Below are 13,107 nucleotides of genomic sequence, written 5' to 3' on the forward strand. Positions count from 1 at the left end.
CGCGTTTGCTGGATGCTCGCGGAACGGTTACCTGTTCCGCGAGCGTCTGGCGAATGCGCGCGCGTTTGTCGGTTCGGGGGGGTTCGGCGGAGGGTTTGGCTCAGGGCACGCGTTACCAGTAGGTCACGTCTGTGGCGACGACACCGGTGCACTGTCCGGTGAAGATGGTTACCGCGCAGGCCTCCCAGAGCCGCGACAGCATCTCGAAACCACCCAAGACTCCGCTCGCGCTACCGGTGCTCGCACTTCCGGTATCGGCCACCGCGACTGCCGGCGACGCGATGGCGATGACTGCGGCTCCCAGCACAACAGCAAGACGACGCTTCACGCTGTTCTCCTCTTCGATTTCGTCGGACATGTTTCGCTCGACACGCTAACCTCGCGTCCCAATTGTCACAATCGTCCGAACGAACGATGGCCGGCCGTCAGGGCTCGAGGGTTCGGGCACTGACGAAGCGCCTGGGCTCGCCGGTGAGCGGGTCCGTGAAATTCAGAGCCCGGGCCAGAAGTTGCAACGGCCGGGTGAAGTCATCGGCCGGGATAGAAGAGAACACCGGATAGTACGGGTCGTTCACGATGGGAATTCCCAACGACGACAGGTGGATTCGCAACTGATGGGTCTTACCCGTCTTCGGGAAGAGTCGATAGCGGGCGGCTGTACCGAACGTGTCGACCAGGTCGATCAGGGTCTCACTGTTCGGCTCTCCCGACTCCTCGTATGCCGTCATGACCCCGTGTTCTTTGAGGATTCGACTCCGGACGACGCGTGGAAACTCCAGCGCTGCATCGAATCCCGCAACCGCCTCGTATTCCTTGGTGACATTGCGGGAGGAGAAGAGTTCTTGATACGGCCGTCGGGCATGCTTGGTCTTGGTGAAGAGCAACACCCCGGCGGTGGCGCGATCGAGTCGGTGCGCAGGCGTCAGGTCGGGGCAGTCGAACTGCCTGCGCAGTCGTACCGTCGCCGTTTCGGTGACGTGTCGGCCACGCGGGATGGTGGCGAGGAAGTGAGGTTTGTCGACAACCAATAGATCGCCGTCCTCGTGCAGGATGCCGATCTCGAACGGAACCGGAACCTCCTGCGCCGGAATGCGATAGAAGTACACCTGACTGCCTGCGCGGTACCGCGTGTCGACGGAGATGGGCCTGCTCTTCTCGTCCACCACTTCGGCGTCGAGCATGGCCCGTCGCCAGTCGTCCTCGGGCATCTCCCGTTCGAGATACTCCACGATGGTGACAGCCGAATCACCATGCGGCAACAGCAGTCTCAGCGGAGCGAGACCGTCCCGGAAGGGCAGCATCTCTCTACGCGCAGTCGAGACAGATCAACCGCAGACCACGGCCGGCGTCGCCGTCGAAATCCTGGTAGCGGGACGTCGGATTGCCGCAGGCACTGCACCGACCGATGACGGCGGTGTGGTCGGAGAAGTTCTGCGCCATCCGCTTGTCGAAGACGAACAGCGAACCCTCCCAGAGCGCGTCGTCACCGAAAGTCTCTGCGTAGCGGACGATTCCGCCGTCGAGCTGATAGACCTCCTCGAACCCGCGCGCGACCATCAACGACGAGAGCACCTCGCACCGCACTCCCCCCGTGCAGTACGTGACCACCGGGGACTTCTTCAGATGGTCGTAGGCACCGGAATCGAGCTGGGAGACGAAATCCCGGGTCGTATCGACGTCGGGCACCACCGCGTTCTTGAACTTTCCGATCTCGGCTTCGAAGGCGTTGCGGCCGTCGAAGAAGACGACGTCGTCGCCGCGAGAATCGACGAGCTCGTGCACCTGCTCAGGGCTCAGATGGGTGCCGCCGCCGACCACGCCGTCGGCGTCGACCTTCAGTTCCCCGGGGGCTCCGAAGGTGACGATCTCGTCCCGCACCCGCACGCTCAGTCTCGGGAAATCATTTCCGAGCCCATCGGACCACTTGATGTCGGCCGCCTTGAATGCCGGATAGCTGCGGGTGCCACGGACGTACCGTTTGACGTCGTCGACGTCGCCGCCGACCGTCGCGTTGATGCCGTGTTCTGAGATCAGGATGCGTCCAGTCAGGTTGTTGGACGCGGCCAGCGTCTGCTGCCACAGCCGGATCGCCTCGGGATCGGGCAGCGGAGTGAAGACGTAGAACAGGACGATTTTCGGTACAGCCACGCCGTCCAGTATGGCGCGTCGTCAGGCAGGCGGTGCCGCCGCCCGGACGCGCTGGGTGCCCGAGTCCACGGTGAAGCCCGCCCCCCAGTACACGCCGGTCTGCGGATCCTCCTTGGCGGTGAGGAACCAGTGGTCCATCCGAGCCGCAGTCTTGGTGACCTCGAAGACGCCGAACCCGTGGCTGTCGAGGTCCACGAACTTCACGTGGTGGTTGAGTGCCTTGAATGCTTCCTCGGCGACCCGGCCCAGCGTGTGCGGCGGAGTACGCGTCAGGTCGTCGATGTTGGCCGAGCTCACCGAGGTGACGACGAGTTCGGTCGCAGCGGGTTCCGTCGTTGCGTAGCGCGCCGCATCGAGCGGCACCTCGCAGGCCCACGCCGAATGGATGTCGCCGGTGATGAAGACGGTGTTGTCGACGCCTGCGTCGACGATGGCACCGAGCAGCTTGCGCCGGTCGGCGGTGTACCCGTCCCACGGATCGGCGTTGTACGGCAGGCCGCCCTCCGGGATTCCGAGAAGCGAGGTGACGGCCCTGGCCGCATCTCGATCGAGCGGCGGGATGAGGGTGGGCGTGATCATCACCGGATTGCCGACGATCTTCCACTGCGTCGGCGACGAGACGATCCCGTCGGTGAGCCACTGCATCTGCTCGGCACCGGTGATGGTCCGGTTCGGCGAATCGACCTCGGGACCGTTGAACGGCAACACCTGCTGCGAACGGTAGGTCCGCAGGTCCAGCATCGAGAGTTCGAGCAAGTTGCCGAACCGGAGCCTGCGGTACAGGTGACGGTTGGTCGCGGTGCCTGCCGCGCGCACCGGCATCCACTCGTAGTAGGCCTGCTCCGAATTGGCCTTGCGCGTGTACCAATCGCCCTCGGTGGCCGGCGTGTGGTTCTCGGCGCCGCCGTCGTACGCGTCGTTGGCCGACTCGTGGTCGTCCCACGTGCAGATCCACGGGACGTCGACGTGCGCGGCCTGCAGATCGGGATCGGACTTGTACTGGCCGTGTCGCTGACGGTAATCGGCGAGCGTGACGATCTCGTGGGTGGGCGAATGCTGCCGAACGACACCGTCGCGCCCCGGGAAGCCGCCCGTCTCGTACTCGTAGATGTAGTCGCCGAGGTGCACGATGGCGTCCAAGTCCGTCCTGGCGGCCAGATGCCGGTAGGCACCGAAGTAGCCCGACTCCCAGTTGGAGCACGAGACGACGCCGAAGCGCATTGCATCTATGTCGGCGTCGTTGGCCGGAGCGGTGTGCGTGGTCCCGACGGCCGATGCCGCGTCGCTCGTCCGGAAGTCGTAGAAGTACGTGGTGTCTGCACTGAGCCCGTCGACGTCGACCTTGACGGTGTGGTCGGTCTCGGGGCCGGTCGAGACGGTCCCAGATGAGACGACGTCGCTCATGTCCGCACTGCGGGCGATCCGCCACGTCACCGATACCTGCGGTCCGACGCCGGAGCCAGGGGTGGCGTCGGGCGTGGGAGTGACGCGGGTCCAGAGGACGATCGCGTCGGGCAACGGATCTCCCGATGCGACCCCGTGCAGGAAGCCGCGGTCGCTGCCCTGTGCGTGTGCGGTCGCAGGCAGTGTCGTGGCGACTCCGGCCACCGCGACGGCCACCGACGACGAGCGAAGAAACGTCCTTCTGGAAAGCGCAGACTCAGCGTGCATCGGGTCAGTCCATGCGATGGATGGTCGGTGGTCAAGTAAGGCGCGCCTGGGTCGGCGACAGTGTTCATCCTCCGGCCATGTGTCGGACGCGGGTTTGCCGCACAGACGGTGGGAGAACACTGGGGTCATGGACGCTCTGTGGTTGTTCGGTGATCAGCTCGGCCCCCACTTTCACTCGGTGGACGAGCATGCCGATCGGGATGTGCTGATGATCGAGTCCCTGCGCGTGTTCCGGCGTCGGCGATACCACCGGCAGAAGCTGCATCTCGTGTTGTCGGGTATGCGTCATCTGGCCGACGAGTTGGGCGACCGGGTCACCTACCTACAGACCGAGACGTATCGCGAAGGGTTGGCCGAGTACGGCAAGCCCGTGGTGGTGTTCGAGCCCACCTCGCACGCGGCGGAAAAGTTCGTCGCCGCGTTGCACGAGGAAGGCCTGGTCTCGGAGATTCTCCCGACACCGATGTTCGCGCTCCCCCGCGCAGAGTTCGCCGACTGGGCGGCCGAGCGTGGGACATTCCGGATGGAGACGTTCTACCGGGAGCAGCGCAAAAGATTCGATGTCCTGATGGACGGTGCCGACCCGGTCTCGGGCAAGTGGAACCTCGACGCCGAGAATCAGTCGCCACCGCCGAAGGGACGCCTGACCCTGGGCGTGGAGGAACCGTGGTGGCCGACCGAGGACGCCATCGACGAGCAGGTGCGCGCCGACCTCGACGAGTGGGACCTCGACACCGTCGGAGTGGACGGACCTCGTGTGTTCGCGGTGACCGCGGCCGAGGCGTCGGACGCGTTGGCGCACTTCGTGAACTACCGCTTGGACGACTTCGGCAAGTACGAGGACGCGGTGATGGCCGACGACTGGACGATGTCGCACTCACTGCTCTCGGTCCCACTGAACCTCGGCCTGCTGCAACCGCTGGACGTGGCGCATGCCGCCGAGGACGCCCACCGCGACGGCACCCCACTGGCGAGCGTGGAGGGCTTCGTTCGACAGATCCTCGGCTGGCGCGAATACGTGTGGCACCTGTACTGGCATCTGGGGCCGGAGTACCTCGAGCGCAACAAGCTCGAAGCGCATGAGCCACTGCCGGATTGGCTGCTCGAGTTGGACGGCGACGCTGTGGTCGCGAAATGCCTGTCGTCGACGGTGGACGGCGTGCGCGACCGCGGCTGGGTGCACCACATCCCCCGACTGATGATCCTGGGAAACTTTGCGCTGCAACATGCTTGGGATCCGCGAGCGTTGACCGACTGGTTCGCAACGGCTTTCGTCGACGGGTTCGCCTGGGTGATGCCGGTGAACGTGATCGGCATGAGTCAACACGCGGACGGCGGCGTGATCGCCACCAAGCCCTACGCCTCGGGCGGGGCATACCTGAACCGCATGACCGACTACTGCAAGCCCTGCGAATTCAACCCGAAGAAGCGACTGGGCGACGATGCGTGCCCATTCACCGCCGGCTACTGGGCCTTCGTGCACCGGCACCGCGAGATGTTGGCACTCAATCACCGCACCGCGCGACAGGTGTCGTCGATGAACCGACTGAGCGACCTGGAGCAGGTATTGGAACAAGAACGACAGCGCGAGGTGTACTGACACGCCTCGGTAAGTTGTGCACAGCTGGACCCTGTCGAGGTCTCCGTTGATATCGACTGCGCAACGTGCACCACTTTTGCTGAGCCGCTGCCATGGGAGCCGGGCCCAGTTCGAGGCTCCTGTCGCAGCCGTTCCCTCACCCAGGTCGTCGCGCGTTTAGGACGCGCTGGATCCGCATATCGGGCAGACGAATCGAAGGATCGACGACACGCAAAATGGGCGTGGCCATGGACGAAAGACTGACCTGCATATCGCGCGCATCGCGCACGGCACGGAAGTCGATCCCACACGTCTCTGCGGACGCACACCGCCGCACCATGGCCGTCTCATGCGATTGCCGAGTGCCTCCGGACGTCTACCACGATGCACCGACAGGTTTTGGACAACGAATCCTTATGCTGGGCAACAGTTTTCGATTCAATGATGGTTGCCAGTCGAACGCACGTTCGATACACTTCATGGCATGACCACAGCGATCTGGCAACTGAGCGAGGCAGAACTCCTCGCCGAGTCTGCTGCGGTCTCCCACCAGATCCAACTGCTCGAAGCCCGGCGCATCGCTCTCGTCGCCGAGATCGACACCCGCGTGAGCCGGGAGAAACTCGGCTTCCCCGGCCCCGCCGGCTGGCTCACCTCCACCACCCTGCTCTCGGCGGGTAAAGCAAACAAGATCGTCGCCCTCGCCCGCGGACTGAAGAACTTCCCCGACATCGCCGAGGCCATCGACACCGGCAGCATCACCGTCGACCACGCCGCCTTGATCCTTACCTTCGCCGAAACCCCACCCAAGAACCTCCCCCCAGCCGGGCAGGACATGGCCAGGAAGGCGATGATCACCGCCGCCACCGGACCCGAAGCACGCACCGACCGGATCCGCGAAGCCATCACCAACCTCAACGACAGATTCGGCGGCAAAAAGCCACCTCCCGAGGACACCGACCGCAACGAACTCTTCGCCTCCAAGACCTTGAACGGGCGGCTGGTACTCAAAGGAGACTTCGATGCGATCACCGGCGAGAAGCTGCTCACCGCACTCTCCCCGTTGACCGAACCCCGCCCCGCCGCCGACGGCGCCGAGACACCCAAAACCGGAGACGATCGCAGCCCCGCCCGGCGTCGCGCCGACGCCTTCGGACACATCCTCGACCAATACCTCGCCTCGAGTGATCGCCCCATCGAAGGCGGTGAACGCCCGCACCTGAACCTGCACATCAGCCTGCGCGATCTCACCGACCTCCGCGACAGTGCTGACGTCGATGACATAGCCGACGACGAGAACACCCGCGCTGCAGACGAATCCGATGACGACGGCCACCCTGCCACGGATCGCGGCGCGTACCGGGACCTGTTCGGCGACGGCACCACCGTCGGGTGGCTCCCCTGGATGGGACCACTGTCCCGCAACACCTCCCGCCAACTCGCCTGCGACTGCGTGCTCACCGCCATCGTCATGGACGAGAACGGCTCACCGATCAACCTCGCCCGCACCGCACGCACCGTCACCGCCAAACAGAAGAAGGCGCTCATCGCCCGAGACCACACCTGCGCCTTCCCCGGCTGCGGCAAACCCGCCGCCTGGACAGAAGCGCACCACATCCGGCACTGGGCCGACGGTGGCCCCACCGACATGAACAACCTCGTCCTCCTGTGCGGATTCCACCACCGACTCCTTCACTACTCCGATTGGGAAGTGTTCATCGGCGTCGACAACCACCCGTGGTTCGTGCCACCGGCAACCGTCGACCCCTACCGACAACCCAGACCATCCCACGCCCGAGCAGGCCCCCACATCGCCTGACCCTGCCCACACCCCTCCACATACCAATCCAGCCCCGCACCGAGAACACGGCGCGGGGCTGGAAGAGACTGCTCGACAGGCTGATTCGGTCGAATCATGGATCAGACACCGCGGTCGTGTCACATCACCTCGAGCAGGTGTTGGAACAGGAACGACAGCGCGCGGTCTACTGGCTAGTTCGCGTCGAGCTTCGCGACAGCCTCGTCGATCATCGGCACATAGCGCTCGAGTGCCCACGGCACCGTCAACGGATTGATGATGGACGACCCGGTGACGAAGGACTGATCCGTCGGCGCAACGACCGACCCGCGGGACACGGCCGGAATCTGCTGGTACGCAGGCTGATTCTCGGTGTCGGTACGGTTCTGCGGATCCGAGTAGAACGTGAAGATCAGGTCGGAGTCGTTCAGCAGATTCGCATTCTCCAAGCCGATGACCGACGAGTCGGTGCCCTCGGTCTCGTCGAGCGTGTTCACCACCGGGTCGACCTGCAACCCGAGACCGCGCACCATCGCGACGCGCTGCTCGTCGGCGAGGAACACTCCGAGCGTCCCGGGGCCTGTGTTGTAGATGTACGAAAAGCTCACGCCCGAGTACTCGGGGTGCTGGGCGGCGGCGTCGGCGAAGCGCGCCTTGATCTTGTCGATCTCCTCGGCTGCCTTCTGTTCCTCACCCATGGCCTTGCCGATCACGGTGATCTGATCTTCCCAGGTGATCGTCCACGGCTGCTCCTCGTAGGCGACCACCGGAGCGAAGGCACTGAGCTTGTCGAACTGGTCCTGGGTGATGCCGGACCACGGAGCCAGAACGAGATCCGGCTCGAGGGCGGCAATGGCCTCGATGTTCAGTTCGGTTCCGCCGGTGAATTGTTCGGGAAGCTCGGCCCCCAATTCGGTGACCGCGTCGTGTACCCACGGCAGGTAACCGGTGTCGTCGGCACCCCACGAATACTCCTCGACGCCGACCGGGACGGTACCCAGCGCGATCGCCGTCTCCGCCGAACCCTGACCGAGAGTCACGATGCGCTCCGGCTTCTCGGTGATGACCGCCTGCCCCAGTGCCGAATCGATGGTGACGGCCGCGAAATCACCGCCTCCCGACTGCTCGGGCCCGGCAGTGTCGGAAGACGAGCACGCACCGACCACCAGGGCCGACACAGCGAGTGCAGACAGCAGGGACACACGGCGGGCAGTCCGACGACCGGCCGACGAAGCAGAGAAACATGGTTACCCTTTCGACAAGCAAAGAAGCATTGAAGTAAGAGTAGGCTAACCTTCAATCAGGATTCAAATGCGCTGCGCAGCGCATATTCGCTACGGTGGGAGCCATGAGTCTTCCTCGTCCCGCCCCTGATCGGACAGCCGTCGTGACCGGAGCGTCCTCGGGAATCGGAGCCGCGATCGCCCGCGTGCTCGCATCCCGTGGCCATGGCGTCACCCTCGTCGCCCGGCGCGCCGACAAGCTCGAAGAGTTGGCACAGGAGATTCGGGCACGGGGAGTCCGAGCCGAAGTGCTCGCAGCGGACCTCTCCGACCGCACGGCGCGAGCCGAATTGATCGGCCGCATCACCGAACTCGGCCTGATCCCCGACATCTTGATCAACAACGCCGGCCTTTCCACACTCGGACCGGTCGCAGAATCCGATCCCGACGCCGAGATGCACATGATCGAGGTGGATGTCGTCGCTGTCGCAGACCTGTGCACCCGGTTCCTCCCCGGCATGATCGAACGAGGACGCGGCGCGCTGCTCAACGTGGCCTCGACCGCTGCGTTCCAGCCTCTGCCCGGACAGGCCGGATACGGTGCGTGCAAGGCGTTCGTACTCTCCTACACCCAGTCTCTGACCGGCGAACTGCGCGGAACCGGCGTGACCGCAACCGCACTGTGCCCCGGACCGGTCCAGACCGGGTTCGGCGAAGCCGCAGGCTTCGCCAAAGACGATGCAGAGAAGGCACTTCCGTCGATCATGTGGGTCTCTGCCGAGACAGTGGCCAGGACTGCCGTCGACGACATGACCAAGGGACGCATGGTGTCGATCCCCGGGCCCGCCAACCGCATCGGATCGATATTCGCGCAGATCACCCCGCGAACACTGTTGGTCCCGATGCTCACTCGTGTCCATCCCGGCCTGAAGAAGGGTGCATCGTCGTGAAGCGCGAACTCACCGTTTCCGACAGCATCGTCGTTAATGCCGACGCCGATACGCTCTACGCCGCGATCAGCGACCCCACCGAGATGGGTCGGTGGAGCCCCGAGAACACCGGTGCCACCGTCCACGAACCCCGCGAGAGTGCCTACGTGGGAATGGTGTTCGACGGAACCAACAAGCGCGGCCGAGCGAAATGGGTCACTCGCTGCACCGTCACGGCGGCCGACCCGGGGAAGACCTTCGAGTTCCGCGTCCATGCCATCGGCAAGAGCGCTCCGAAGATCAAGGGCGCGAACGCAACCTGGCGTTACGACTTCGAGCCGGTCGAGGGCGGCACGAAAGTCACCGAGACCTGGACCGACGACCGGACGAAGTGGCCCGACGCGCTGGCCCTCGTGTTCGACAAGATCGTCACCAGCGGCAAGACGTTCCCGCAGTTCCAGCGTCGCAACATCCGTAAGACGCTGGAGAACCTGCAGAAGCTCTACGCCTGATTGCTATGCCTGCCGGGTGTAGAGGCCGAGAACGTACGAGGCCTGCCCGGCATGCTGCAGGTCGTCGGAGACCACCGACACCAGCCGCGCACCCAGGGTGACCGGCGGATCCCAGTTCTCGTCGACGATCCGATCGAGATCGTCGGTCGAAACGCTGCTTACGTAGGCAACGGTTTTCGAGTGCACGGCATCGTGGTATTCACGCAGCAACTCGGCGCTCGAGGTGACCTGAGCGACGTCGGCGGATGACTGGCCGTACCCGATGTCGGACTTGTCGAACGGCAGCCCGAAACGCTCGAACCACGAGTCCGACGTCCAGACCTGTTCGCTCCCGGCCACGTCCGCAATGTGGTCGTCCTGCACCCGCGTCAGGTGCCACAACAACCAGGCGATGCTGTTGGCATCGGCGTCCGGACGATACGTCAACGCAGCCGCGGGGATGTCGTCCAGGACGGAGTGGACGAGCTCCTTGATTCGACCGAACGCGTCGGTGAGCACTTCGTTGTGATTCATGAAAATTCGTTTCTCCTCTGACGGGACTGCTGACCACTCGTGCATACCCCGATGTGCTCGCAGGGAACATCGGTGCGGTCCGAGCGCGTTGGACCGAATATGACTGCTCCAGCAATTGTGTACACCCGCACCGGCGATTCGTCCGTCCTCGAGCTGAAGGATCGCGAGGTGTCCGAGCCCGCCGCAGGCGAAGTGCGTGTCCGCATCGTGGTCTCGGGCGTCAACCCGACGGACTGGAAGAACCGAACCGGCTCCGGACCGGGCGAGGAACTCGCGTTCGACGAGGTGGTTCCCAACCAGGACGGTGCCGGAGTGATCGACGCCGTCGGACCCGAGGTCGACGGCGTGGCCGTCGGCGATCGCGTCTGGGTCTACCTCGCCCAGCATCAGCGTCCGACCGGAACAGCGCAGTCTTTCGCAGTCCTACCCGCCTCCCGGGTGGTTCCTCTACCCGACGGCGTCGGATTCGACGTGGGCGCGAGCCTCGGGGTGCCTGCGATGACGGCACACCGCGCACTGACCGTCTCCGAGGACGGACCCACCCGGCTGCACCCGGGCGCACTGGACGGTAAGTCGGTACTCGTCGCCGGTGGTGCCGGTGCCGTCGGCCATGCCGCTATCCAATTGGCCCGCTGGGCGGGCGCGACCGTGGTGACGACGGTCAGCGGACCGGAGAAGGGCGCACTGGCGACCGCCGCGGGCGCGCACCACGTGGTGAACTACAAGACCGGCGACGCCGCCGCCGAGATCCGCGAATTGATCCCCGCCGGAATCGATCTCGTCGTCGAGGTGGCTCCCGCCCAGAATGCCGCGCTCAACGCTGCCGTGGGAGCCAACCGCGCATCGGTTGCCGTCTACGCCAACAACGGCGGCGACACCGTGACCCTCGACGTCCGGCCGAACATGGTGCTCAACACCCGCTACCAGTTCGTACTCCTCTACACCGTGGGCGACGAGGCTTTGCGGAACGCCGAGGCGGACGTCAGCGCGGCGGCGGCAGCCGGTGTTCTCGAGGTGGGCGAAGCCACCGGCCTACCACTGCACCGCTTCCCGCTGAGCGAAACCGCTGCGGCTCACGACGCCGTCGAGAACGGAACCGTCGGCAAGGTGCTGATCGACGTCTCCAGCGACTGATTCAGGTGATGACCGGCAACGTTGACCATGGAAAATTGATCCACTTGTCGGTTTCACGCCACGAATAGTCCGGCTGCACAATGGTTCTCGGCTTGGTGTAGATCACGGCCGACCGCACCTCGGGCGTGCGCGCCTTCAACAGGTCGATCACCAGCGCCAGCGTGCGGCCGGAATCGGCGACGTCGTCGACGACGAGCAACTTCTTACCGACGATCGCGTCGGTGTCCAGAAGGGGCTCGAGGACAACCGGATCGGGCAGGGTCTCCTCGATGTCGGAGTAGAACTCGACGTTGAGGGTGCCCGCTGCCTTGACGCCCATGGCGTAGGCAATCGCACCCGCAGGAATGAGACCGCCGCGAGCGATCGCGATGACGATGTCCGGGACGAACCCGTCGTCGACGATCTGCACGGTGAGTTCACGCGAGGCGTCCCCGAACGTCGCCCACGTCAGTACTTCACGTTCCTGTTCGGTCATGAACGATTACTCTACCCAGACCGCGTTTTGCCAATCGAGCAAATTTGTTTGCGTCCACGGTCGTGAGCGGGCATTCTCGAACCATGGCCGACCACACGCACGCTCACACTCATGCCGCCGACCGGACCCCCGCAGAGCCGGACTTCGAGAACGGTGCCTTCGACGAAGCATTCTGGGACGACCTCTACAACCAGCGCACCACCATCTGGAGCGGACATCCCAATGCCGTGTTGGTACAGGAAGCGTCCGAGCTGACTCCGGGCCGCGCCCTGGACATCGGCTGCGGGGAAGGTGCCGACTCCCTGTGGTTGGCCGGTGAAGGCTGGCACGTGACCGGCGTCGACATCTCAGATGTCGCCCTCGGCCGCGCCCGCGCGCCACAACAGGCACTCGAGCCGCACACACTCGCGGTGAACTGGCAGCAGCACGACGTCCTGGACTGGACTCCTCCGACAGAGGCATTCGATCTCGTGTCGGTGCACTTCCTCCAGGTGCCACCGGACGAGCTCGAATTGACCACCCGCAGGTTCGCCGCAGCGGTCTCGCCGAAGGGACGTCTGCTGATCGTCGGCCACAGTCCCAGCGACAGCCACGCCTCGCAGCATCCGGCCAAGCACAGACTCTTCGCACCGGAACCGGTCGTCGCTGCGGCAGGCGACGGGTTCGAGGTGATCCACGCCGAACACCGCACCCGCACGACGCCGGACGGCGACGAGCGAATCGACACGGTCGTGGTCCTGCAACGTCGGTAGGCTCGGGCGGTGTTCACGCAGTCGACGTTACGAATTCCCCTGGTCGTCACCTTCGTCGTCGCGCTGATCGTGCTCTTCACCCCCGCATCCGGGGTTCCCTCGGGATTTCAGCACAGCGACAAGATCATCCACTTCGTGCTGTTCGCTGCGCTGGCGTACACCTCACGCCTGGCCGGAATCGACTGGATCCGAACCGCACTGTGGGTACTGACGTTCGCGGCGATCTCGGAGGTCCTGCAGGCGATCCTGCCTCTGGGACGCTCCGGATCGCTCGCCGACGCCCTTGCCGACGCCGCCGGAGTTGCTGTGGGCCTGCTCGCAGCGAGTCGGGTTCTACCGCAGCGCGTCGAACGCGCCCCGGACCTGCACTAGA

The 13,107-nt window shown here is 64.8% G+C and carries 14 protein-coding genes; 7 read left to right on the forward strand and 7 right to left on the reverse strand.

What is annotated here, in order from left to right; genetic code table 11:
• Window positions 1-112: 112 nt before the first annotated feature.
• From CH249_RS02245 to CH249_RS02260, 4 genes are all read right to left on the reverse strand, one after another.
• Complete coding sequence (locus tag CH249_RS02245; protein WP_032396524.1) at window positions 113-358, reverse strand: hypothetical protein; 246 nt, start codon at window positions 356-358, stop codon at window positions 113-115.
• 67 nt (window positions 359-425) lie between these two features.
• The gene (locus CH249_RS02250) at window positions 426-1,301 is read right to left on the reverse strand and encodes a pseudouridine synthase (RefSeq protein WP_094682111.1); all 876 of its coding nucleotides are present in this window, start codon (window positions 1,299-1,301) and stop codon (window positions 426-428) included.
• A gap of 4 nt (window positions 1,302-1,305) precedes the next feature.
• Window positions 1,306-2,148, reverse strand: a complete 843-nt coding sequence (locus CH249_RS02255; protein WP_094682112.1) for a rhodanese-related sulfurtransferase — start codon at window positions 2,146-2,148, stop codon at window positions 1,306-1,308.
• A 21-nt stretch (window positions 2,149-2,169) separates the two neighbouring features.
• Window positions 2,170-3,819, reverse strand: a complete 1,650-nt coding sequence (locus CH249_RS02260; RefSeq protein ID WP_094682113.1) for an alkaline phosphatase — start codon at window positions 3,817-3,819, stop codon at window positions 2,170-2,172.
• A gap of 127 nt (window positions 3,820-3,946) precedes the next feature.
• Here CH249_RS02260 and CH249_RS02265 point away from each other — a divergent pair, with 127 nt between their 5' ends.
• Both CH249_RS02265 and CH249_RS02270 read left to right on the forward strand, forming a co-directional pair.
• Entirely contained in the window at window positions 3,947-5,419 is a 1,473-nt protein-coding gene (locus CH249_RS02265; RefSeq protein ID WP_094631610.1) for a cryptochrome/photolyase family protein, read from the forward strand.
• A gap of 463 nt (window positions 5,420-5,882) precedes the next feature.
• The gene (locus tag CH249_RS02270; protein WP_094682114.1) at window positions 5,883-7,217 is read left to right on the forward strand and encodes an HNH endonuclease signature motif containing protein; all 1,335 of its coding nucleotides are present in this window, start codon (window positions 5,883-5,885) and stop codon (window positions 7,215-7,217) included.
• A 173-nt stretch (window positions 7,218-7,390) separates the two neighbouring features.
• On the opposite strand, the gene CH249_RS02275 is transcribed toward CH249_RS02270, so the two are convergent.
• Window positions 7,391-8,398, reverse strand: coding sequence for an iron-siderophore ABC transporter substrate-binding protein (locus CH249_RS02275; protein WP_094682115.1), 1,008 nt, complete (start codon window positions 8,396-8,398; stop codon window positions 7,391-7,393).
• 146 nt (window positions 8,399-8,544) lie between these two features.
• On the opposite strand from CH249_RS02275, the gene CH249_RS02280 reads away from it, so the two are divergent.
• Both CH249_RS02280 and CH249_RS02285 read left to right on the forward strand, forming a co-directional pair.
• Window positions 8,545-9,369 carry an SDR family oxidoreductase gene (locus CH249_RS02280; protein WP_094647023.1) on the forward strand — a complete coding sequence of 275 codons (825 nt, stop codon included), beginning with the start codon at window positions 8,545-8,547 and terminating at the stop codon, window positions 9,367-9,369.
• The gene (locus CH249_RS02285; protein ID WP_094682116.1) at window positions 9,366-9,860 is read left to right on the forward strand and encodes an SRPBCC family protein; all 495 of its coding nucleotides are present in this window, start codon (window positions 9,366-9,368) and stop codon (window positions 9,858-9,860) included. Before CH249_RS02280 ends, CH249_RS02285 begins: the two co-directional genes overlap by 4 nt.
• A 3-nt stretch (window positions 9,861-9,863) precedes the next feature.
• Here CH249_RS02285 and CH249_RS02290 read toward each other — a convergent pair whose 3' ends face one another.
• A complete protein-coding gene (locus CH249_RS02290) occupies window positions 9,864-10,373 on the reverse strand; it encodes a DinB family protein (RefSeq protein ID WP_094631622.1) in 510 nt (169 codons plus the stop codon).
• 99 nt (window positions 10,374-10,472) lie between these two features.
• Here CH249_RS02290 and CH249_RS02295 point away from each other — a divergent pair, with 99 nt between their 5' ends.
• Window positions 10,473-11,507 carry an NADPH:quinone reductase gene (locus CH249_RS02295; protein ID WP_179272883.1) on the forward strand — a complete coding sequence of 345 codons (1,035 nt, stop codon included), beginning with the start codon at window positions 10,473-10,475 and terminating at the stop codon, window positions 11,505-11,507.
• A gap of 1 nt (window position 11,508) precedes the next feature.
• On the opposite strand, the gene CH249_RS02300 is transcribed toward CH249_RS02295, so the two are convergent.
• Window positions 11,509-11,982, reverse strand: a complete 474-nt coding sequence (locus tag CH249_RS02300; protein ID WP_094682117.1) for a phosphoribosyltransferase — start codon at window positions 11,980-11,982, stop codon at window positions 11,509-11,511.
• 83 nt (window positions 11,983-12,065) lie between these two features.
• Between CH249_RS02300 and CH249_RS02305 the strand changes: the two genes are divergently transcribed.
• Window positions 12,066-12,734 carry a bifunctional 2-polyprenyl-6-hydroxyphenol methylase/3-demethylubiquinol 3-O-methyltransferase UbiG gene (locus CH249_RS02305; RefSeq protein ID WP_094682118.1) on the forward strand — a complete coding sequence of 223 codons (669 nt, stop codon included), beginning with the start codon at window positions 12,066-12,068 and terminating at the stop codon, window positions 12,732-12,734.
• A 9-nt stretch (window positions 12,735-12,743) separates the two neighbouring features.
• On the forward strand, window positions 12,744-13,106 hold the full coding sequence (locus tag CH249_RS02310; protein ID WP_032396514.1) for a VanZ family protein: 363 nt from the start codon (window positions 12,744-12,746) through the stop codon (window positions 13,104-13,106).
• The last annotated feature ends 1 nt before the right edge of the window (window position 13,107 follow it).

It is taken from the genome of Rhodococcus sp. 05-2255-3B1, from assembly GCF_002258545.1.
In the GTDB taxonomy this organism is placed as follows: domain Bacteria; phylum Actinomycetota; class Actinomycetes; order Mycobacteriales; family Mycobacteriaceae; genus Rhodococcoides.

Bases quoted from the DNA above. Each gene is read 5' to 3' on its own strand.
- CH249_RS02305 (WP_094682118.1), top strand. From the start codon at position 12,066: ATGGCCGACCACACGCACGCTCACACTCATGCCGCCGACCGGACCCCC.
- CH249_RS02245 (WP_032396524.1), bottom strand. From the start codon at position 358: ATGTCCGACGAAATCGAAGAGGAGAACAGCGTGAAGCGTCGTCTTGCT.
- CH249_RS02290 (WP_094631622.1), bottom strand. From the start codon at position 10,373: ATGAATCACAACGAAGTGCTCACCGACGCGTTCGGTCGAATCAAGGAG.
- CH249_RS02295 (WP_179272883.1), top strand. From the start codon at position 10,473: ATGACTGCTCCAGCAATTGTGTACACCCGCACCGGCGATTCGTCCGTC.
- CH249_RS02265 (WP_094631610.1), top strand. From the start codon at position 3,947: ATGGACGCTCTGTGGTTGTTCGGTGATCAGCTCGGCCCCCACTTTCAC.
- CH249_RS02280 (WP_094647023.1), top strand. From the start codon at position 8,545: ATGAGTCTTCCTCGTCCCGCCCCTGATCGGACAGCCGTCGTGACCGGA.
- CH249_RS02270 (WP_094682114.1), top strand. From the start codon at position 5,883: ATGACCACAGCGATCTGGCAACTGAGCGAGGCAGAACTCCTCGCCGAG.
- CH249_RS02260 (WP_094682113.1), bottom strand. From the start codon at position 3,819: ATGCACGCTGAGTCTGCGCTTTCCAGAAGGACGTTTCTTCGCTCGTCG.
- CH249_RS02300 (WP_094682117.1), bottom strand. From the start codon at position 11,982: ATGACCGAACAGGAACGTGAAGTACTGACGTGGGCGACGTTCGGGGAC.
- CH249_RS02250 (WP_094682111.1), bottom strand. From the start codon at position 1,301: ATGCTGCCCTTCCGGGACGGTCTCGCTCCGCTGAGACTGCTGTTGCCG.